We start from the raw sequence: 17,676 nt of genomic DNA on the forward strand, positions 1-17,676 counted from the left end.
CGGCCATCACGAGACGCACCACGGACAGGAACCGGCCCGACCCCGCTCGTCCCCGGCCCGGGCACCGCGGACAGGTGCCGTGATCGTCTCGGGCGGGTTCCAGCCAGTAGGCGCCGAGGAGGGCCGCGGGATGGGTGTGACCTTGGGTTCCGTCGAGGCAGCTCACGCCCGGATCAACGCCGCGCACGCCGGTGCGGCACGTCTCCCGCCCGGAGCGTGACCGGATCGACACCTTCTCCGAGATCACTTGACCCGACCCGGGGGCGGCGACGGACAGTGCCGACACTGATCACGTGAGAGAGGTAAGTCCTGTGGCTCTGCCCTGCGTCGTTCTCGACATAGGTGGCGTACTGGAGATGACACCCGAGACGGGATGGGTGCCACGCTGGGAACGGCACCTCACGCTCCCACCGGGAACCGTCCACGCGCGGTCGGGAGATATCTGGCGGGCCGGAAGTGTCGCGGCGGCATCGGCGAGGACGAGGTCCGAGCGCGCGTCGCGACCGACCTCGGCCTCGACGCGTCGCAGGTCGACGCCTTCATGGCCGACCTGTGGCACGAACACCTCGGAACCCCCAACGACGAACTCATCGGCTATGTGCGCGGACTGCGCCGGCGATGCACGCCCGGCATTCCGAGCAACAGCTTCGGCGGAGCCCGTGAGCGGGAGACGGCGTCGTACCACTTCGACGAACTCGTCGAACACATCGTCCACTCCCACGAGATCGGGATCAACAAGCCCGACCCGCGAGCGTTCCACCTCACGTGCGACCGCCTTGGCGTCCGCCCGGAGGACTGCCTCTTCATCGACGACGCCGAGGGTCAACGTCGAGGCGGCACGCGGGATGGGCATGCAGGGCCACCTCTTCGAAGGCAACGCCGAGACCGTCCGACGTATCGAGCGCCACCTGGAAGGCCGTCTCTGAGCCCCGGCCCGTATTCACCTCACCCCCTCGATGCCGAAACCGTCGTCGACGAGGTCGTCGACGACGTGGTCGTCTGGGCGCGGTAGCGGCCCGGTGTGGTGCCGAACTCCCGGCTGAAGGCGTGGGAGAGGGCGTACGGGCCGGCGTAGCCCACGCGGTGAGCGACGGTGGCGAGGGTGTCCTCGGTGGTGCGGAGGAAGGTGGCGGCGAGGGTCAGGCGCCACCAGGTGAGGTATGTCATGGGCGGACGGCCGGTCAGGGCGGTGAAGCGCCGGGCGAGGGTGGGTCGGGAGACGCCCGCCGTGGCGGCGAGACGGTCGTTGGTCCAGGGCGCGGCCGGGTCGGCGTGCAGAGCCCGCAGGGCGGTCGCCGTGACGGGGTCGCTGAGGGCGGCCGGCCAGGTGCCGGCGCTTCCCGCGGCGTTCCGGTCGATCCAGGACCGGAGCATGTAGACGAGGAGGAGGTCCAGGAGGTGGGGGAGCGCGACGGCCGTCCCGGGCCGATGCGCGTCGAGCTCGCTGCCGAGCAGCTCGATGGCGGCGCGCAGCTCTCCGCCGCCGACGCGGGCCGGCAGGTGGACGACTGCCGGAAGTTCGGCGAGGAGCGGGTGCACGCGACGGCTGTCGAGGCGGTACTTCCCGCACAGCACCTCCACCTCATCGCGCGCCGCAGGCGCGTGCGGGGGCCGCGACCGGGGACTCTCGGCCCATCGGTCGAACGGCACCGCCCGCGCGACGGCCGCCGCATCGACGGGCGTGTCGGCGATCACATGTCCGGCGCCGTGGGGCAGCAGGACCGCGTCCCCCGGACCGAGCGTGACCGGAGAACCGCCGTCCGGCAGCAGCCAGCAACTGCCCCTGAGGACCACATGGAAGCCCGCCCCGTCGTACGGGGCCAGCCTCGTGCACCAGCTCCCGCCGATCCTGAACCTGTCGGATGAGGGCCGTCCGATGCGCACGGTCGAGATCGCGTCGCTCACGACATCCATCGGCGCAGGTTACCCCGGTCGATCCGGCCACCGCGGCCTCCGACGCTGCCCCAGTGAGACGTACGCGCATCCACGTGAGCCGTACGCGCATCGAGACACTCACCCGCCATACCTAGGGTCGACTTCATGGAGAACCAGAACACCCAGCGCACGATGCTGGGAGAAGTCGAAGTCGTCCGGGTCCTCGAATGGCAGGGGTCGTTCGCGCCCGCCCGGGAACTCGTCCCCGAATCCCGCGCTGAGGTATGGAAGGACAACGAGGACTGGCTCGCCCCCGACCACTGGCACCCGGACAGCGACACCGCCGTGATGGCCCTGCAGACCTGGGTGCTGCGCAGCGGCGGACGCACGATCCTGATCGACACCGGCGTCGGCAACGGTCGCGAGCGCCCCGGCATGCCCCACTTCCACCATTGGCAGGGCGACTTCCTTGGTCACCTGGCTCGGGCCGGCGTCCCGCCGGAGGACGTCGACATCGTGGTCAACACACACATCCATGCCGACCATGTGGGCTGGAACACCATGGATGTCGACGGCCGGTGGGTCCCGACCTTCCCGAACGCCCAGTACCTCATCCCGGCCGCGGACGACCTCCACTTCGGAACTCCGCGCGCCGGCGCGCCCGGCGACGGCGGCCCGACGGACGACGACCTCGTCTACGCCGACAGCATCGCGCCCGTCCACCGGTCCGGGCAGGCCGTCCTGTGGGACGGTGAGCACCGCATCGACGACCATCTCACCCTGGAGTCCGCCCCCGGCCACACGCCCGGCTCCAGCGTCCTGCGGCTGGCCTCCGGCGACGACCGGGCGGTCTTCGTGGGTGACCTGCTCCACAGCCCGGTACAGATCCTCGCCCCCGCCTGCAACAGCTGCTTCTGCCTGGACCCGGAACAGGCGGCCGCCAGCCGCCATCGCGTCCTCCGACGGGCCGCCACCGAACGAGAACTGATCATCCCGGCCCACTTCGCCGGCACCGGAGCCGTCCAAGTCCACCGGAACGGCGGCGCTCTGGCCCCGGGCCCCTGGCTCCCGCTCGGCGTCACTCCCTGAGAGCACCGGGCCCGGGGGGCGGTCAGGTGCCGGCGATGCGCGATCATGAGCGGTCACGTGCCGGAGACATCCGGCACCTCGAAGCACGGCCCGTACCGTGCGTCACCTCGCTCGAAGGAGAAGACGTGGGCCATGTCCTCGCCCGCCTCGCCGGGTTCGGAATGACGCTGACCCCTCGGCGGCCCTACAGCTTCGAGCGGGCGTCGGACACGCCGCCCGCGGTACGCGTGACCACGGGGGAGGGGGAGACCGCCCGCATCGCGTGCGTCACCGCGGTCACCGGCCCCCCGCGCGTCGAACTCACGAACGCGCGTGACGTGGACGACGTGGTCGACGTGCAGCCGGGGCCCGCCGAACCGCACTGGCGGATCGAGACCTCCGCCTACGCGTTGGCCTGGCCCGCGGGCTTCACCGTCGAATCCCCTCCCGCGGACGACTTCTCGCCGTTTCTCCTCTGGGGCCCCGACGACGCTCTCCTCCACGTCCAGGGTCCGGTGGACCGCGAACGGATCCCCCCGCCGCCCCAGCTCGCCGGCCCGGGCCAGAGGCTGGTCGACCACCGGGCGGACCCCGCGTTCGAGGCCGTCGAACTCGCCTACCGGCACGAGGGGGACGAGTGGCGGCAGTGGCACCACCTGGTGGCCCTGGACGAGAAGCAGGCCCTGGTCGTCACCTCCCAGTGCCCCGCCCGCCACGCCGAGCTCGTGCGCTCCGCGGCGGAGACCGTAGCCCGCTCCCTGACGACCTCCCCGGCTCACGGAGCGAGCCCGCCCGAAGCGGGCCGCGAGGTGACCGCCGAGGAGCACGAATGAGCGGCAGGTGCACCATGGTCGCGTGACGAAGACGAACAGTGGGCCGACCCTCGCCTCGCCCGAGACCGCCCTCGGCCTCTCCCCGTACCAGGAAGAGCTTCGGGCCCGGATGCTCGAAGCCCCCGTCGTCCGGGCGCCCGCGCCCTGGCGGCCGGTCTTCGGAAGTGGCGTCGCCGTCGGCGGGCTGCTCGGGATCGGGTTCGCCACCCACCCCGACACCGGCGACGACCTCGTCCTGGCCGTCTCCGGCAACGGGCACGGACTCTTCGACGCGGCCACCGGGGAGAGAATCGCTCGGGACCGGGAACCCGACCCCGAGGACGGCACACCGGACATGACGCCCGACCTCACCTGCCCCGGTCTGGGACCGATAGCCGGCAGCCGGATCCATGTGGCCGGCCTGTACGGCGGCGGATTGCACACCACGACCTCCGACGGGTGGACCCTGGAGGTCGTCAACCCCGCCTGGCCCCACGACAGGGTGCTGCTCTCCACCGACGGCGGCCTGCCCCACTCGGGCCCGTACGGCGAGAGGTGGTGGCACATCTTCCACTCCACCCACTCGGAGCTGCGCGCCACCGGCTTCTCGCCCTCGGGTCGTACCCTCGCGGTCGCGACGAGCAGCGACCTCGTCCTCTGGACGCGCCGCTAGGCGGCGTCCGTGAAGGGGAAACGTACATCGGTGAGCCGCTCCGAGATCTCCCACAGACGGTCTCCCGTCCCGGCGTCGGCGGCCGCAGGCGACAACTCCACCCGCGTCGGGTACCCGCGCAGCTCGCCCAGGCCAGCCGGCCCGATGAACTCCCCGCTCTCCACGTCCGGCGCCGTTGCCGCGTACAGCTGGGGCAGCGCGCCCCGCTCCGCTGACTGGGCGAGGGGGGCGAGGACGCGGCCGAACAGCAGCTTCACCATCCCCGTCGGCGCGCTCGTCTGGAGGTTGGTGGCGGTGTAGCCGGGGTGGGCGAGCAGGCTGCGCACCGGACTGCCGGCCGCGGTCAGCCGCCGGTGCAGCTCCCGGCCGAAGACGGCGTTGGCGAACTTGGACTGGTTGTAGAACTTCATGGGCGCGTACGAGCGCTCGCCGGCGAGGTCCTCGAAGAAGAGGCGTCCTTGACGATGGTTGGTCGAACTGACCGTGACCACACGGGGATCCCTCCCGAGCGCGAGCCGATCGAGCAGCAGCCCGGTCAGCGCGAAGTGGCCGAGATGGTTGCACGCGAACTGCAGCTCATGGCCCTGGGCGCTCAGCGAACGGGGCGGCGCCATCACCCCTGCGTTGTTGACGAGCACGTCCAGGCGCGGATGGTCGGACCGCAACCGGTCGGCGAAGGCGCGCACGGAGTCGAGGTCCGCCAGGTCGAGAGGGCGTACCTCAAGACGCGCGCCCGGCCGCTCGGCGCTGATCCGCGCGGCCGCCCGGCGCCCCTTCTCCTCGTCGCGCACCCCGAGAACCACGTGTCCGCCGGCGCGGGCGAGCGCCCGCGCGGTCGCGAGTCCCAGGCCGCTGTTGGCTCCGGTGACGACGAAGGTCCGCTCGCTCTGGTCCGCGATCCGCTCGGCGGTCCACCGCTCCCGCTCCTGATCCTGATGTCGTGTCATGCGGCAGACGTTGCCGTTCATGGCACTTGGTGTCAAGACGCATCCAAGTGTCACGCGGGGCATGGCGCGTTACCATGACCGGGTGACCACACCCCGACCGGACCTCTCCATGGCCCAGCGCAAGCGTCAGCTCGTCTCCGACGAACTGACGCGGTCCGCGCTGCAGTTGCTCGCCCTGAGGGGCTTCGACGCGGTCACCGTCGACGAGATCGTGAACGCCGCGGGCGTGTCCAAGCGGACGTTCTTCCGGTACTTCGCGTCCAAGGAGGACGTGGTCGTCCAGTTCCTGGCCGACATGGGCGCAGGCATCCACGCCGAGCTGGCGGCCCGGCCCGCAGGAGAGCGACCTTCCGTCGCCCTGTTGCACGCGGTCTCCGTCCCCCTCGCCGCGTGCGGCGACCATTCCGAGCGGGCGCTGCCCGTCGTCCAGCTGATCCTGCGTACGCCCGCCCTCCTGGCACGCTTCCTGGAACGCCAGGAGCAGTGGCGAAATGACCTGGCAGCGGAACTGGCCCACCGCCTGGGCCTCGACGCCCTCGCCGACCTGTACCCGCGGTTGGCGGCCGGGACGGCGCTGACCGCCTTCAACACCGTTCTGCAACGGTGGAGCGAAAGTGACGGCGCCCAGAACCCGGCCGAACTGACGGACCAGGCCTTCACCGTCGTCGCGCCGGCACTGGACGCCTTCGCGCTGGACGCCGTATAGCTGAGCCCCGAGTCCGGCCTGCCCCCTGCCGCTCACGGTCTTCCTCACCTCGCGCCGCGCGGATCGACCTCGCGGGAGGTGGCGAGGAGGGATTCCGCGACGGACGTACGGGCGTGCAGCACCGAGCGGCCGGCTCGATGGGCGCTCACCAGGCCCGCGTCGCGCAGCGCGGTCAGGTGCTGGGACACCCCGGCGGTCGACAGCCCTGTTCGCAGGGCGAGTCCGGTCGTGGAGGCCGGACTCTCCAGCTCCGTCAGCAACAGCGTCCGGGAGCGGCCGAGTACGGCAGCCAGCGCCCTGCTCCCGGTCGCGGCGCCCCGGGGCTGCCACAGGGAGCCGGTGCCACGCGCCGGATACGCCAGCTGCGGAGGCTCGGGCGGCGTCACGCGGGTGAAGGGACCCGGCCCCGTGAAGACCGAGGGAATCAGCACCAGCCCCGCCCCCGCCGCCCTCCGGGACGGCATCGGCGTACGGCCCGAGCAGGACGCGCTCGTCCGTACCTGCGGCGAGAAGGGAGTCGCGTTCGTGCCGTTCTACGCCCTCGCCGGCGCCGGGCGTGAGAGCGGCCCGACCGGAGTCGAGGACGAGGAGGTACGGGCCGTCGCACGGGCACACGGCGCGAGCGCGGCACAGGTGCGCCTCGCGTGGACGCTGCACCGAGGGCCGCACGTCCTGGCGATCCCCGGCACCGGCGACCCGGACCACCTCGCCGCCAACGTGGCCGCCGGCGCACTCCGCCTCTCGGAGGGCGAACTGGCGCTCCTTGACCGCCTCCACCAGAGCCGGAGCCGTACGTGACGCCGGACGGCGAAAAACAGCTCCTCGCGGTGTTGGACCCCGGGGCGGCGACAGGCGAGTGTGTTCAGGGCACACACGACCACGTACGCGAGGGGCGGCCGGCCCACGCCCCCGCCGCATACGCGTCCCGGAGGACCTCACGATGCACCACACCCGTGCCGCCCGGCGCACCCTGCTGGGCGCCCTCGCCACGCTCGCCCTCCTTCCCGTCGTGGCCTGCGGCCGGTCCGCCTCCCCACCCGCGTCGGCGCCGCCGGTGCCTTCCACCTCCTCGCCTTCTTCGGCGACGCGGCCCCATGCGTCGCCGAAGCCGTTCGCCGGCGAGTTCGCCGAGCTTGAGCGCACGTTCGACGCGCGGTTGGGCGTCTACGCCGTCGACACCGGCACCGGGCGCGAGGTGGCGTACCACGACGGCGAGCGGTTCCCCTACGCGTCCACGTTCAAGGCCTTGGCCGCCGGCGCCGTCCTGCGCACGTACTCCCTCGGTGGGATGGGACGAGTGGTCACGTACTCGACGAAGGACCTGGTCGCCCATTCGCCCGTGACCGAGAAGCACGTGAAGACCGGGATGACTCTCGACGCCCTGTGCGACGCCGCCGTCCGCTACAGCGACAACACCGCCGCCAACCTTCTCCTCGATCAGCTGGGCGGGCCCAAGGGTCTGGACGCCGTCCTCGAGGAACTGGGCGACGACGTCACCCATATGGAGCGCCGCGAGCCCGAGCTGAGCCGATGGACCCCCGGCTCCGCACCGGACACAACCACACCGAGGGCACTCGCCGGCGATCTGCGCGCGTTCGTCCTCGGAGACGTCCTCGGCCCGCCGGAGCGCGCCCGGCTGACGCACTGGCTGCGGACCAACACCACGGGCGACGAGACCATCAGGGCCGGGATCCCCAAGGGTTGGGCCGTCGGCGACAAGACGGGAACCGGCAGCGGCTACGGAGCCCGCAACGACATCGCCGTGGTGTGGCCCCCCGGACGCGCGCCCATCGTCATGGCGATCATGTCCCGCCGCGCCGAGGCGGGCGCCGAGCACGACGACAGACTGATCGCGCGGGCTGCGTCCGTCGCCGTCGCCACCCTGTCGTAGCGGCAGCAGACGCCTCCGCACCACACGGACTCCGGACAAGATCGGACGAGGGAGTGTAGATCTGGGGGCACCCGGGAAAGACTGCAGCGGGCGCTCGAGGAGGGCGCCACGACAGCTCGACCCTGGGCTGTTCGGTTGGATGGATACAGAGGGACAAGCATGGCCAGAGGCACAGTGAAGTGGTTCAACTCCGAAAAGGGCTTCGGATTCATCGCCCAGGACGGAGGCGGCCCGGACGTCTTCGCCCACTACTCCAACATCTCCGGCAACGGGTACCGGGAGCTGACGGAGGGCGAGACGGTGACCTTCGACATCACCCAGGGTCAGAAGGGCCCCCAGGCCGAGAACATCATCCGCGGCTGAGCCCGGCCACACTCTCGTCGGGGCGGCGCCCGCGCGATGCGGGCGCCGTCGGCGTGTGCGGCCCCTGCAGGGGGTGACGCGAACCCGTCCCCTCCCAGCCAGGGACGAACCGGCACCCGTTGCGGACGGCGGCCGGTTCGCGAAGCCGGCCGGACCTCCGAAGTGACTTCGCCAGGGCGCTCCGGGCGCGGCCCGGCCCGGACGGCATCGTGGTCCTGACCGACGGTCGGACACGCCGGCCGGCGACGCGGCCCCGTGCCGGAGCGGGGGCCGGTCTGTTTTCCCGGCACGGCGGAGTCGGTCGTGGGCCGAGGGCGATCCCGATGACGTCCCCCGGCCGCCCGTGTGGGCGCGCGTGGCCGCCATCGGGTCCGGGCCGCGAGCCGGTGAACCCCCTCGGGCCGTGGGCGTGGTCGGCGGACGCGTCCTCACCCGTCCACGGCGTCCACGGCGTCCAGGGCGTCGTCGGGCTCCGCCGCGTTCTCCGGTTCCCAGCGCAGCAGGTCTCCCGGCTGGCATTCGAGCGCCTCGCAGAGCGCGGCGAGGGTCGCGAAGCGCACCGCCTTGGCGCGACCGTTCTTGAGCACCGCCAGGTTCGCGGGCGTGATCCCGACGCGTTCCGCGAGCTCGCCCACGGACATCTTCCGCCTGGCCAGCATCACGTCGATGTCGACCGCGATCGGCATCAGATCACCTCGTCCAGTTCGGCCTTCATCTGCGCCGCCTCGACATCGCGCGCGACGGCCTGGGCCAGCAGCATCCGCAGGACCAGCACGATGAGCGCGACCCCCAGGATGGCGAGGACACCCCCGCCCATCAACAGGATGATGCCGGGCGGGACGGCTTCTCCCGGCGCCAGGAGGACCCCGAGCGTGAAGAGCAGGAGGGCGGCCGCCACCATCGCGCCGATCACGATGTGCACGTACCGGAACGCGCCGTGTGAGAACACGGTTCCGCGGCGCACCATCGTCACCAGCCGCCACACGGACACGAGGGTGACCTGGACGGTCAGGAGGCCCAGGACCGTGATCACGAGGATCGGGGTGCGCAGATGTGCGAGGTCCCCGTCGAGATCCTCCAAGTCGTTGGCGAGGAGTGCCACCATCACCGTCTGCACGAACACCGAACCGGCGAGCAGCACCACGAGCACGGCACGCAGTGCAAGCACCGTCACTTTCCCCATCGTCTCTCCTTCGATCGACCTGCGATGGAAATCTATCGAGATTCGATAGGTGTAGCAAGTGGGTAGTCCGCCGCTTCGACCTTCCACGGCCCAGCTCCCTCGCTGTGCGACGAAACATGCGTCGGCCCACCGTGGCCGCCCCCTTCAGCACGGTCCTGGCGGACACCGGCATGGGCGTGCAGGGCGAGCGGAGCACCCCCGACCCCCTGCGGATCAGGCAGGTGGCCGGAGGCAGGGGTCTACGGACGCCGCGCCGGTTCTGGGAGTCGCGCGGGCCGCAGTCGGGCGTGGCGTCAGAGGAGGCTGGCTCCCTGCGAACGGAGCTCCCGCTGAACAGCGCTCGCCGGGATGTCCTGGGGGAGCTTCCCCTGGGCCGCCGCGAGAGCCGCGCAGACGCCCGCCGCCTGCCCCGTGGCCATCGAGATCGGCATGACCCGGTACGAGGAGTGGGCCACGTGGTCGCCGGAGATGCAGCGGCCCGCGACCACCACCCGGTCCACGCCGCGCGGGAAGAGACAGCGCAGCGGGATGTCGTACGACTCGCCCTGGGGCAGTCGCCTCAGCGTGGTGCCCCGGCCGCTCGGGTTGTGGATGTCCACCGGGTACGCGCCCCGGGCCACGGCGTCGTCGAACTTACGGGCGGTCAGCACGTCCTCGCCCGTCAGCTGGTACTCGCCCACGATCCGGCGCGTCTCGCGGACGCCGACCTGGACGCCGCTCTGGACGACGTACGACTCGGCGAAGCCCGGCACGCGCTCCCGCAGGAAACGGGCGATCTGCGCCATCTGACGGTGCGCGGCGAACTCGGCGCGGGTGAGATCCCAGACACTGGTGCCCAGCACCTCCGTCACGCGCGTGGAGTTGACCGCGATCTCGCCGGTGTTCGGAGTGGCGAAGAAGAGGATGTCCTCACGAGGCAGGTCCAGTTCCCCGGCATCGGTGGCGGCGCGGACCAGGTCCCACAGCCCGTGCACACCCTTCCACTGGTCCGGGTGGGCGCGCGCGTAGGCGGCGAACCGGTCGTGGTCGAAGCCGACCATGCGGAACATCAGCGTCATGGGCTGGGTCCAGCCGTCCTCCGGCCGGCCGAGGTCGTACGCGGCCCCGGCCGCCGCGGCGACGTCACCGTCCCCGGTGCAGTCGACGATCACGTCCGCGTCGATGACGACCGGTCCCGACTTGGTCTCGAACACCGCCCGCGCCCGGTCGGGAAGCATCTGGACGTCGGAGGCGAACGCGTGCAGCAGCGTGCGGACCTCGTGGGTCTCCAGCAGGTCGTAGAGCACCAGCTTGAACAGCTCCGCGTCGAAGGGCACCGTGTAGCCGGTCTCGAGCGAAGGCCGGATCGCCGCTCGCGCCCGTACGAGCTGCTCCAGCAACACCCACAGCACCCCGGCGACGACCGGTTCGCCCTCCCCGTGGTCGGGTGGCAGCAGTCGTGCCGCATCGCCGGCCGCGGCCTGCTTGACCTCGTTGTGGAAACTCATCAGCGGCATCACCAGCGCCGCGGTGGCGTTGCCGCCGAGGAATCCGTACCGCTCGACCAGCACCACCTGGGCACCTGCGCTCGCGGCCCCCAACGCCGCCCCGATCCCGGCCGGTCCGCCACCGATCACCAGGACCTGCGCGGTGCCGGCGTGCAGTGCCTGACGCGGGGGCAACTCCACGTTGTGAGGCACACGAGGCGGCATCAGATAGGTCACGGTTCCTCCGTGGAGTCAGGGGCTCGTGCGGCGCGCGCGGCTCATGTGGTCAGCCGGTTCCGGACACCGACGCCGGCGCGGTGCTGTGGTCGAGCGGACGCGGAGCGGTGTAGTCGAGGAAGGTGAGCAGCCGATCGGCGGTCTCGGCCGCGCGCAGCTTCATCGACGCCGTACGCGTGGCGATGCGAGCCACCCGGGTGGGCCGCTCGTCCCACAGCCGGTCCACTTCGGCCAGGAGGGGGCCCGTGGCCTCCCTGACCACCCCGCGCAGGGCAGGGGCACCGATCTGCTGGGCGAAGTCGAAGACCTTTCCGGCGTACGGCAGTGGCAGCAGAGGGATCCCGGCGAGCGCGGCGAAGATCAGGAAGTGCAGCCTCATGCCGATGGCCAGGTCGAGCTGCTTCACGATGTCGAGCACCTGCTGCGGGCGGTACGCGCCGTGCAGCACGTGGCTCCGATCGGCGTTGATCATGTGTGACACCACCGCGTGCGCGTGCCGGATGTCGTCGCGTTCCATCGGGACGAAGACGACATGGGCGTCCAGCCGGTGGGCGAGGAAGTCGCCCACATTCGCGAGGAGGTGATGGTAGCCCTCCTCGTCGAGATGCTCGGCCGCGCGGCCGGGCTCACGCACGCTCATTCCCACGAGGCGCACTCCAGCCGGGACTCCTTCGGCGCGGAGCAGCTCGACGCCGGTGTCCCCGGGTTCGAGCAGCAGCGCCGGGTCGGCGGTGACGGAGACGGGCCGGGCAAGACCGGCCTCCTCCAGGACCAGCTGAGACTCCTCGTCACGGACCGTCACCTCGGCCGCGTCGGAGAGCGTCGTACGGATCCAGGCGCAGTCGGCCTCGTCGGTGAGGGGGCCGGCGCCGACGGCATAGACGAAGACGGGGACCCCGAGATCCTGCGCGGTCCGGACCAGCCGCAGGTAGCGACGTGCCTCGGTGTTGTAGAGGATCCCGCCACCGCCGAGCACGAGCGCGTTCAGCCGGCGCAGATGCTCGGAGATCCGGTCCCTGCACACACCTTCCCAGCCGACCACCTCGACGTCCGGATGCGCCTGGCGGCTGTAGGCGGGGTTGCGTGAGAACAGCAGCACGCGGACGTCGGGACGCCCGAGCCTGAGGCTGTCCAGCATGGCGGTGAGGATCGCCTCGTCGCCCACATTGCAGCCGCCGTACGAGCCCAGCACGCCGACGGTCACGTCGCTTCGGTCGCCCATGATCGACCCCCTGGCCCTTCCCACGCCTCACCGTGCCCGCACCATTCGCGCGCCTCTCCACCAGTTCACCCCATACGGGGCCTTTACGCCTCTCAAGGGGGAAGTCCCGGCCCGCCGTGCCGGAGCCCGCCGGCGGCCGCGGTGACCACGGTGCCCGGGCGGTCGTTGATCACCGCACCGGATCCCAGTCGGAGAGTGAGGACATCCTGTGAGTGACACGCAGCGCGACAATCGCACCGACCAGCACGACCAGCAGAACAGGCACGGCGGGCGCGGCGGCCGGTGGGCCTACATCGGTTCGTTCACGTCGGGCGGCGGCCGCGGCATCACCGTCGCGGCCGTGGATCCGACGACGGGGGCGCTGACGCCGCACACCACCGTCGATCCCTTCGTGAACCCCTCGTGCCTCGCCCTCGGCCGGGACACCGGCGTGCTCTACGCGGTGAGCGACACGGAACAGGGCGCGGCCGCCGCCTTCCGGACCGGCGCCGAGGGGAGCCTGACGGCTCTCGGTCCGCTCGTCGAGGTGGGCGCCTCCGGACCCGCGTACGTGAGCCTGGCCGGGAACCGGCTGCTCACCGCGAACTACGGCTCGGGCAGCGTCAGCAGCCTCCCGCTGGCGGACGACGGCAGCCTTTCGGGGGCGCCCGCGAGCGTCTTCGCGCACCGGGGCTCCGGCCCTGACGCCGAGAGGCAGGAAGGGCCGCACGCCCACCAGGTGCTGCCCGATCCCAGCGGCCGGTGGGTGGTCAGCGTGGACCTCGGGACCGATTCGCTACGGGTCTGCGCGCCGGACCCGGCCACCGGCGAGCTGGGGAGCCACGCCGAGATCGTGCTGCGCGCCGGATCCGGGCCGCGTCATCTCGCCTTCCACCCGGACGGCGAGACGGTCTACGTCCTGCACGAGCTCGAACCCCAGATGACCGTCTGCCACTGGGATCCGGCCACCGGACACCTCGTACCGCTCGCGGAGGTCGCGATCGACACCGACGGTGTGCCGGAGGACGTACGGGTCTACCCCTCGGTCGTCCGCGTCGCGCCCGGCGGGCGCTTCCTCTGGGCCGCGGTACGGGGCAGCGACACGATCCTCACCTACTCCCTGGCCGACGGCGCAGCCAAGCCACAGCTCACGGACGGGGTGTCCTGCGGTGGCAGCTGGCCGCGCGATCTCGTGACCGACCCCACGGGGCGCCGTCTGTACGTCGTCAACGAGTGGTCGGGGGACATCACCTGGTTCGACATCGACCCGCAGACCGGCCGGCTGCGACCCGCCGGCGCGCTGCCGGCACCGGCCGCCGCCTGCCTGGTCTTCTCCTGAACGGCATACGGGACGACCTGCGGCGGAACCCCATGGAACGGGGCGCCGCCGCACGAGCGGCCGCGCGGCCCGTCAGCTCAGCGACCAGCTGAAGTCTCCGGGCAGACCCCCCGCGCCGTCGCTGAGTGAGGTGAGGAAGGCCGACGCGTCGAAGAGCTCGCCCGCCGACGCGGCTCCCACGAACGCGGCTCCGGCGACCCGGCCGTTCCCGCTCTGTTCGTTCCCGCCCCGTCCGTCGCCGATCCGGCCGTCGAGGATGCGGGACACCGCCTCCACGGCCAGGGGAGCGCTGATCGCGTAGATGTCCCGGCCGCGGGCCACGGCACGCCGCTCCTGGTCGCCGGAGCGTACGACGACCTCGACCAGGAAGGTCTGGTCGGAGCGTCCGCGCTCGTCGACGGCCGCCGGGGGCGGCGTGTCCGCGGACACCAGGTCGCCGACCGCGTCGGCGGTCATGAACGTCCGGATCTCGTCCGTGCGCACATGACGCGGTACGGTCACGCTCTCCGCCATCGTGAACTCCCCGATCACGGCCCGCTCGCCGACCGGCTCGGGGAACGGCCAGCGGGACAGGGGCTGTTCCCCGGTGAGGAACTCCAGGCGCCCGTTCGTGTAGAGCCGACGGCGGCCGTCCCGGCGCTCCCGCGAGACCCGGCCCGCCGCCCGTGTGCCGGCCGTCGGGTGCCAGCTGCTCAGCGCGTAGGCCACGAGCACCTCGTTCACCTCCGGCAGGTCGCCCACGGCCGCGGCGACCAGAAGATCGCTCAGGCCGCCGTAGAACGCCATCGCGGGCACGATCACGGTCCCCGCCTCGCGGGCGCGGTCGGTGAAGCGGGCGAACGTGTCCGCGATGGCCTCCAGCTCCGCGGCCACGTCCACGTACGGGATCCGGGCGCGCAGCGCCGCCTCGATCACCGGAGCGGCCGTCGAGGCGAACGGGCCGGCACAGTTGACGACCGCCGCCGCACCGGACAGCGCGCGGTCGAGCGATGCGGGGTCGTCGATCGTCGCCGGCCGTACGTCGAGTCCGTGGTGTTCCTTGGAGAGCGTCCGGAGCCTGTCGGCGTCGCGGCCCGAGAGGACCGGTGTCCACCCCCGGTCCAGCAACTCCGCCACCACGAAGCGCCCGGTGTGCCCGTAGGCGCCGTAGACCACGACCTCACGGTCCGTACGCGCCGGACCCTTTCGCGACGATGTTTCGTTCATGCCGCCATCCTGTCGGCGCGAGGTGTGCGGCCGTGAGTGGCGGCAGTGCCATGGCTCGTACACTTTCGGACATGATCAGCGTCGCACTGGCCGTCACCGAAGGCGTCCCCCACTTCGAACTCGGGGCGGCCTTCGAGGTCTTCGGCGTCGACCGGTCCTACCTCGCCGACCCCTGGTACGACTTCATCGTGTGCGGCCCGGCCGCCGTACGGGTCGGCGACCGGTTCCGGCTCGAACCCGACCAGGGGCTCGACGGGATCGTCCACGCGGACACCGTGATCGTTCCGGCCTGCGCCGATCCCGACGAGGAACCGCCCGCCGACCTGGTCGAGGCCGTGCGCGCCGCGCACGAGGCGGGGGCGCGCGTGGCCTCGCTCTGCACGGGAGCGTTCGTGCTGGCCGCCGCGGGCCTGCTGGACGGACGACGGGCCACGACGCACTGGTGGCACGCCGAGGCGCTGGCCGCCCGGCACCCCCGGGTGCGGGTCGACCCCGACGTCCTCTACGTCGACGACGGCAGCGTCCTGACCTCCGCAGGCAAGGCGGCGGCGATGGACCTGTGCCTCCATCTGGTCCGGCTCGACCACGGTTCGGCGGTCGCCAACGCGATCGCCCGCCGCCTCGTCGTACCGCCCCACCGGGCGGGCGGCCAAGCCCAGTTCGTGACCACCCCCGTACCGGAGCCTCGCGGCAACTCCCTCGACGCGCTGTTCAGCTGGGCGTTGGCGCGGCTCGACCGGCCGTTGACGGTGGAGGACCTGGCCCGCCGGGCGAACATGAGCTCGCGCAACCTGGCGCGCCACTTCCACGCCGTCACCGGCACCACTCCGCTGCGCTGGCTCGCGACCCAGCGGATGCAACGGGCCCAGGAACTCCTGGAGACCACCGACGACGGCATCGACGCGATCGCGACAGCCACCGGCATGGGGACGGCGGCCACATTGCGCCGTCACTTCCACCGCACGCTCGGCGTCCCGCCGGACGCCTACCGGCGTACGTTCCGCAGCGCGCGCCCCGTCCAGACGGCCGAGTCCTGACGGCCGAGTCCTGACGGTCCCCGACACTCCTGACGGCCCTGGCCGACGTCGCCGGAGGCGCGGCATACGCTGAGGCGCATGCGGCTGCTGCTGACCTCCGACACGCATGTGCCCGCCCGGGCCACGAGTCTGCCCGGCGCACTACTGGCGGGCATCGACGAAGCCGATGTCGTGATCCACGCGGGGGACTGGACCGACGAGGCGACGCTCGACCTGTTCCAGTCCAGGACCCGCCGGCTGATCGGCGTCTTCGGCAACAACGACGGCCCGCCCCTGCGCCGGCGGCTCCCCGAAGTCGCGCGCGCGGAGCTGGCCGGGCTGCGGTTCGGCGTCGTGCATGAGACCGGAGCGGCCGGCGGACGCGAGCGGCGGTGCGCCGATCGCTTCCCGGACCTGGACGTCCTGGTCTTCGGCCACAGCCACATTCCGTGGGATTCCGTCGCGCCCGGCGGCCTCAGGCTGCTCAACCCCGGCTCTCCCACGGACCGCAGACGTCAGCCCTTCTGCACGTTCCTCACCCTGAACGTCTCGGACGGGGCCCTTCACGACGTGACGTTGCACAAGCTTCCGCCGAGACGCTGACCAGGGCCGACGGGGTGAGGGGACCGGTCAGGTCACCGGCCCCCTCGACCTCGGTGGCCCCGGTACCGCGCCATGCGTCAGCCGTCGGTGTCCAGTACGTGGCGCAGAGCCTTCGCGAACTCCTCCGGGGCGCCGTGCCGGCCGAACTCGCCCCCCAGGAAACCGCCGTGGTGACTGGGGAACACCGCGAGTCCGGTGCCGAGCGTGGCGGCGATCTCGGACGCGGCGCGGGCGGCGAACTCGCCCTCGGACTCCCGGCCGGCCGCGATGACGATGCGCGTCGACGCCGCACGCAGGGCGGCGAAGTCGGGCCGATAGCCGGTGCAGCCACGCATGTTCTGCCCCAGCAGCGGGTCGTCGCGCGAGCCGTCGTCCTCGGTCGGCAGGCCGAAGTCGGAAGGCGACGGCACAGGCTCGTTCGCCCAGGTCGCCGGGAAGGGTCCCTTCCGGCTCGTCACCGCGATGAACTTCGCCATCGCCGGCCCCATCCCGTCGCGAAGGTAGGTCGCGTGGATGTCCGCACACACCTCCAGCGCCGCTTCGCGGTCGGGGAGCACCTGAGCCGACGGCGGCTCGTGCGCGACGAGGGTGCGCACCAGGCCGCCGTGCCGCTCCACCAGAGCGAGCGCGTTGACAGCACCACCGCTGCTCGCGAACACGTCCACCGCTCGGGCACCGAGCGCCTCGATCACGCGCCGCAGGTCGTCGGCGTGCTCCTCGGGCGTCGTCTCGGCCGAACCGTCGGTCCGGGGGCTGCGGCCCACCCCCCGAGGGTCGTAGGTGACGACGGTCCGGTCCGTGAAGTGAGAGGCCAGGGTGGCGAACCCGCCGGCGTCCATGGGCGAACCGATCAGGAAAAGGACGTCCTCGGAGGTCTCTCCGTCGGTCGGGCTGCTGCGGATGTCGTAGCGAAGGGTGGCCCCGGTCGCGGCCAGTGTGCGGGTCTCCACCTGGGTCTCGGTCATCGCCGGCTCCTCGGTCGTCGCGTCGTTGTCGTCGAGGTGGACCGCCCGCACCACCGAAACTCATCGCTCATCGTGGCTTCGGTAAAGTCGCCTGCCCAGGCGCCGGGGAGGCTGCCGTACGTCCG

The 17,676-nt window shown here is 72.0% G+C and carries 17 protein-coding genes and 3 pseudogenes; 11 read left to right on the forward strand and 9 right to left on the reverse strand.

The features are described 5' to 3' along the window. The first annotated feature begins 356 nt into the window (after positions 1–356). Positions 357–926 (forward strand): annotated as a pseudogene (locus IE136_RS12715) (HAD-IA family hydrolase). A gap of 19 nt (positions 927–945) precedes the next feature. Here the strand turns inward: IE136_RS12715 and IE136_RS12720 are convergent. Continuing rightward, complete coding sequence (locus tag IE136_RS12720) at positions 946–1,914, reverse strand: AraC family transcriptional regulator (RefSeq protein ID WP_189600365.1); 969 nt, start codon at positions 1,912–1,914, stop codon at positions 946–948. Between the two features lie 126 nt (positions 1,915–2,040). Between IE136_RS12720 and IE136_RS12725 the strand changes: the two genes are divergently transcribed. From IE136_RS12725 to IE136_RS12735, 3 genes are all read left to right on the forward strand, one after another. After that, positions 2,041–2,964 (forward strand): MBL fold metallo-hydrolase, encoded by a 924-nt coding sequence (locus IE136_RS12725; RefSeq protein ID WP_189600366.1) that lies wholly within the window; start codon positions 2,041–2,043, stop codon positions 2,962–2,964. A 125-nt stretch (positions 2,965–3,089) separates the two neighbouring features. Next, positions 3,090–3,776 (forward strand): hypothetical protein, encoded by a 687-nt coding sequence (locus IE136_RS12730; protein WP_158984133.1) that lies wholly within the window; start codon positions 3,090–3,092, stop codon positions 3,774–3,776. Positions 3,777–3,885: 109 nt separating this feature from the next. Beyond that, on the forward strand, positions 3,886–4,428 hold the full coding sequence (locus IE136_RS12735) for a hypothetical protein (RefSeq protein ID WP_189600422.1): 543 nt from the start codon (positions 3,886–3,888) through the stop codon (positions 4,426–4,428). Here IE136_RS12735 and IE136_RS12740 read toward each other — a convergent pair. Beyond that, the gene (locus tag IE136_RS12740; protein WP_229818805.1) at positions 4,425–5,375 is read right to left on the reverse strand and encodes an oxidoreductase; all 951 of its coding nucleotides are present in this window, start codon (positions 5,373–5,375) and stop codon (positions 4,425–4,427) included. The two genes, IE136_RS12735 and IE136_RS12740, sit on opposite strands and share 4 nt — an antisense overlap. Before the next feature lie 109 nt (positions 5,376–5,484). Between IE136_RS12740 and IE136_RS12745 the strand changes: the two genes are divergently transcribed. Continuing rightward, positions 5,485–6,081 (forward strand): TetR family transcriptional regulator, encoded by a 597-nt coding sequence (locus IE136_RS12745; protein ID WP_229818822.1) that lies wholly within the window; start codon positions 5,485–5,487, stop codon positions 6,079–6,081. 44 nt (positions 6,082–6,125) lie between these two features. Here IE136_RS12745 and IE136_RS35555 read toward each other — a convergent pair. Then, positions 6,126–6,539: pseudogene (locus IE136_RS35555) on the reverse strand (ArsR/SmtB family transcription factor); the annotation flags it as partial. Between the two features lies 1 nt (position 6,540). On the opposite strand from IE136_RS35555, the pseudogene IE136_RS35560 reads away from it, so the two are divergent. The 3 genes and pseudogenes from IE136_RS35560 to IE136_RS12760 form a co-directional block, all read left to right on the forward strand. Further along, a pseudogene (locus IE136_RS35560) lies at positions 6,541–6,879 on the forward strand (aldo/keto reductase); the annotation flags it as partial. A gap of 142 nt (positions 6,880–7,021) precedes the next feature. Then, a complete protein-coding gene (gene bla / locus IE136_RS12755) occupies positions 7,022–7,972 on the forward strand; it encodes a class A beta-lactamase (protein WP_158984123.1) in 951 nt (316 codons plus the stop codon). 159 nt (positions 7,973–8,131) lie between these two features. After that, on the forward strand, positions 8,132–8,335 hold the full coding sequence (locus IE136_RS12760) for a cold-shock protein (protein WP_158984121.1): 204 nt from the start codon (positions 8,132–8,134) through the stop codon (positions 8,333–8,335). Positions 8,336–8,763: 428 nt separating this feature from the next. Here the strand turns inward: IE136_RS12760 and IE136_RS12765 are convergent, their stop codons facing one another. From IE136_RS12765 to IE136_RS12780, 4 genes are all read right to left on the reverse strand, one after another. Then, on the reverse strand, positions 8,764–9,021 hold the full coding sequence (locus tag IE136_RS12765; RefSeq protein ID WP_189600368.1) for a helix-turn-helix domain-containing protein: 258 nt from the start codon (positions 9,019–9,021) through the stop codon (positions 8,764–8,766). Beyond that, entirely contained in the window at positions 9,021–9,518 is a 498-nt protein-coding gene (locus tag IE136_RS12770) for a DUF2975 domain-containing protein (protein WP_189600369.1), read from the reverse strand. Before IE136_RS12770 ends, IE136_RS12765 begins: the two co-directional genes overlap by 1 nt. Positions 9,519–9,811: 293 nt before the next feature. Continuing rightward, on the reverse strand, positions 9,812–11,221 hold the full coding sequence (locus IE136_RS12775) for an FAD-dependent oxidoreductase (protein ID WP_229818806.1): 1,410 nt from the start codon (positions 11,219–11,221) through the stop codon (positions 9,812–9,814). Between the two features lie 49 nt (positions 11,222–11,270). Further along, positions 11,271–12,443: a polysaccharide pyruvyl transferase family protein gene (locus tag IE136_RS12780; protein ID WP_158984117.1), complete on the reverse strand. Its 1,173-nt coding sequence runs from the start codon at positions 12,441–12,443 to the stop codon at positions 11,271–11,273. Positions 12,444–12,651: 208 nt separating this feature from the next. Between IE136_RS12780 and IE136_RS12785 the strand changes: the two genes are divergently transcribed. Continuing rightward, positions 12,652–13,761 carry a lactonase family protein gene (locus IE136_RS12785; protein WP_158984115.1) on the forward strand — a complete coding sequence of 370 codons (1,110 nt, stop codon included), beginning with the start codon at positions 12,652–12,654 and terminating at the stop codon, positions 13,759–13,761. A gap of 72 nt (positions 13,762–13,833) precedes the next feature. Here the strand turns inward: IE136_RS12785 and IE136_RS12790 are convergent, their stop codons facing one another. Then, entirely contained in the window at positions 13,834–14,967 is a 1,134-nt protein-coding gene (locus tag IE136_RS12790; RefSeq protein ID WP_189600370.1) for a saccharopine dehydrogenase family protein, read from the reverse strand. Between the two features lie 71 nt (positions 14,968–15,038). Here IE136_RS12790 and IE136_RS12795 point away from each other — a divergent pair, with 71 nt between their 5' ends. Both IE136_RS12795 and IE136_RS12800 read left to right on the forward strand, forming a co-directional pair. After that, positions 15,039–16,004 (forward strand): helix-turn-helix domain-containing protein, encoded by a 966-nt coding sequence (locus IE136_RS12795; protein WP_189600371.1) that lies wholly within the window; start codon positions 15,039–15,041, stop codon positions 16,002–16,004. A gap of 78 nt (positions 16,005–16,082) precedes the next feature. Continuing rightward, positions 16,083–16,586, forward strand: coding sequence for a metallophosphoesterase family protein (locus tag IE136_RS12800; protein WP_158984109.1), 504 nt, complete (start codon positions 16,083–16,085; stop codon positions 16,584–16,586). A 77-nt stretch (positions 16,587–16,663) separates the two neighbouring features. Here IE136_RS12800 and IE136_RS12805 read toward each other — a convergent pair whose 3' ends face one another. Beyond that, on the reverse strand, positions 16,664–17,551 hold the full coding sequence (locus IE136_RS12805) for an alpha/beta fold hydrolase (protein ID WP_189600372.1): 888 nt from the start codon (positions 17,549–17,551) through the stop codon (positions 16,664–16,666). Between the last annotated feature and the right edge of the window lie 125 nt (positions 17,552–17,676).

Origin of the sequence: Streptomyces lateritius (assembly GCF_014649715.1) — a bacterium.
GTDB lineage: Bacteria > Actinomycetota > Actinomycetes > Streptomycetales > Streptomycetaceae > Streptomyces > Streptomyces lateritius.

What these genes read in the sequence shown, in the direction of transcription:
- IE136_RS12720 (WP_189600365.1), bottom strand. Translation starts at nt 1,914, where the DNA reads ATGGATGTCGTGAGCGACGCGATCTCGACCGTGCGCATCGGACGGCCC.
- IE136_RS12725 (WP_189600366.1), top strand. Translation starts at nt 2,041, where the DNA reads ATGGAGAACCAGAACACCCAGCGCACGATGCTGGGAGAAGTCGAAGTC.
- IE136_RS12735 (WP_189600422.1), top strand. Translation starts at nt 3,886, where the DNA reads ATGCTCGAAGCCCCCGTCGTCCGGGCGCCCGCGCCCTGGCGGCCGGTC.
- IE136_RS12740 (WP_229818805.1), bottom strand. Translation starts at nt 5,375, where the DNA reads ATGACACGACATCAGGATCAGGAGCGGGAGCGGTGGACCGCCGAGCGG.
- IE136_RS12745 (WP_229818822.1), top strand. Translation starts at nt 5,485, where the DNA reads ATGGCCCAGCGCAAGCGTCAGCTCGTCTCCGACGAACTGACGCGGTCC.
- bla (WP_158984123.1), top strand. Translation starts at nt 7,022, where the DNA reads ATGCACCACACCCGTGCCGCCCGGCGCACCCTGCTGGGCGCCCTCGCC.
- IE136_RS12760 (WP_158984121.1), top strand. Translation starts at nt 8,132, where the DNA reads ATGGCCAGAGGCACAGTGAAGTGGTTCAACTCCGAAAAGGGCTTCGGA.
- IE136_RS12765 (WP_189600368.1), bottom strand. Translation starts at nt 9,021, where the DNA reads ATGCCGATCGCGGTCGACATCGACGTGATGCTGGCCAGGCGGAAGATG.
- IE136_RS12770 (WP_189600369.1), bottom strand. Translation starts at nt 9,518, where the DNA reads ATGGGGAAAGTGACGGTGCTTGCACTGCGTGCCGTGCTCGTGGTGCTG.
- IE136_RS12780 (WP_158984117.1), bottom strand. Translation starts at nt 12,443, where the DNA reads ATGGGCGACCGAAGCGACGTGACCGTCGGCGTGCTGGGCTCGTACGGC.
- IE136_RS12790 (WP_189600370.1), bottom strand. Translation starts at nt 14,967, where the DNA reads ATGAACGAAACATCGTCGCGAAAGGGTCCGGCGCGTACGGACCGTGAG.
- IE136_RS12795 (WP_189600371.1), top strand. Translation starts at nt 15,039, where the DNA reads ATGATCAGCGTCGCACTGGCCGTCACCGAAGGCGTCCCCCACTTCGAA.
- IE136_RS12800 (WP_158984109.1), top strand. Translation starts at nt 16,083, where the DNA reads ATGCGGCTGCTGCTGACCTCCGACACGCATGTGCCCGCCCGGGCCACG.
- IE136_RS12805 (WP_189600372.1), bottom strand. Translation starts at nt 17,551, where the DNA reads ATGACCGAGACCCAGGTGGAGACCCGCACACTGGCCGCGACCGGGGCC.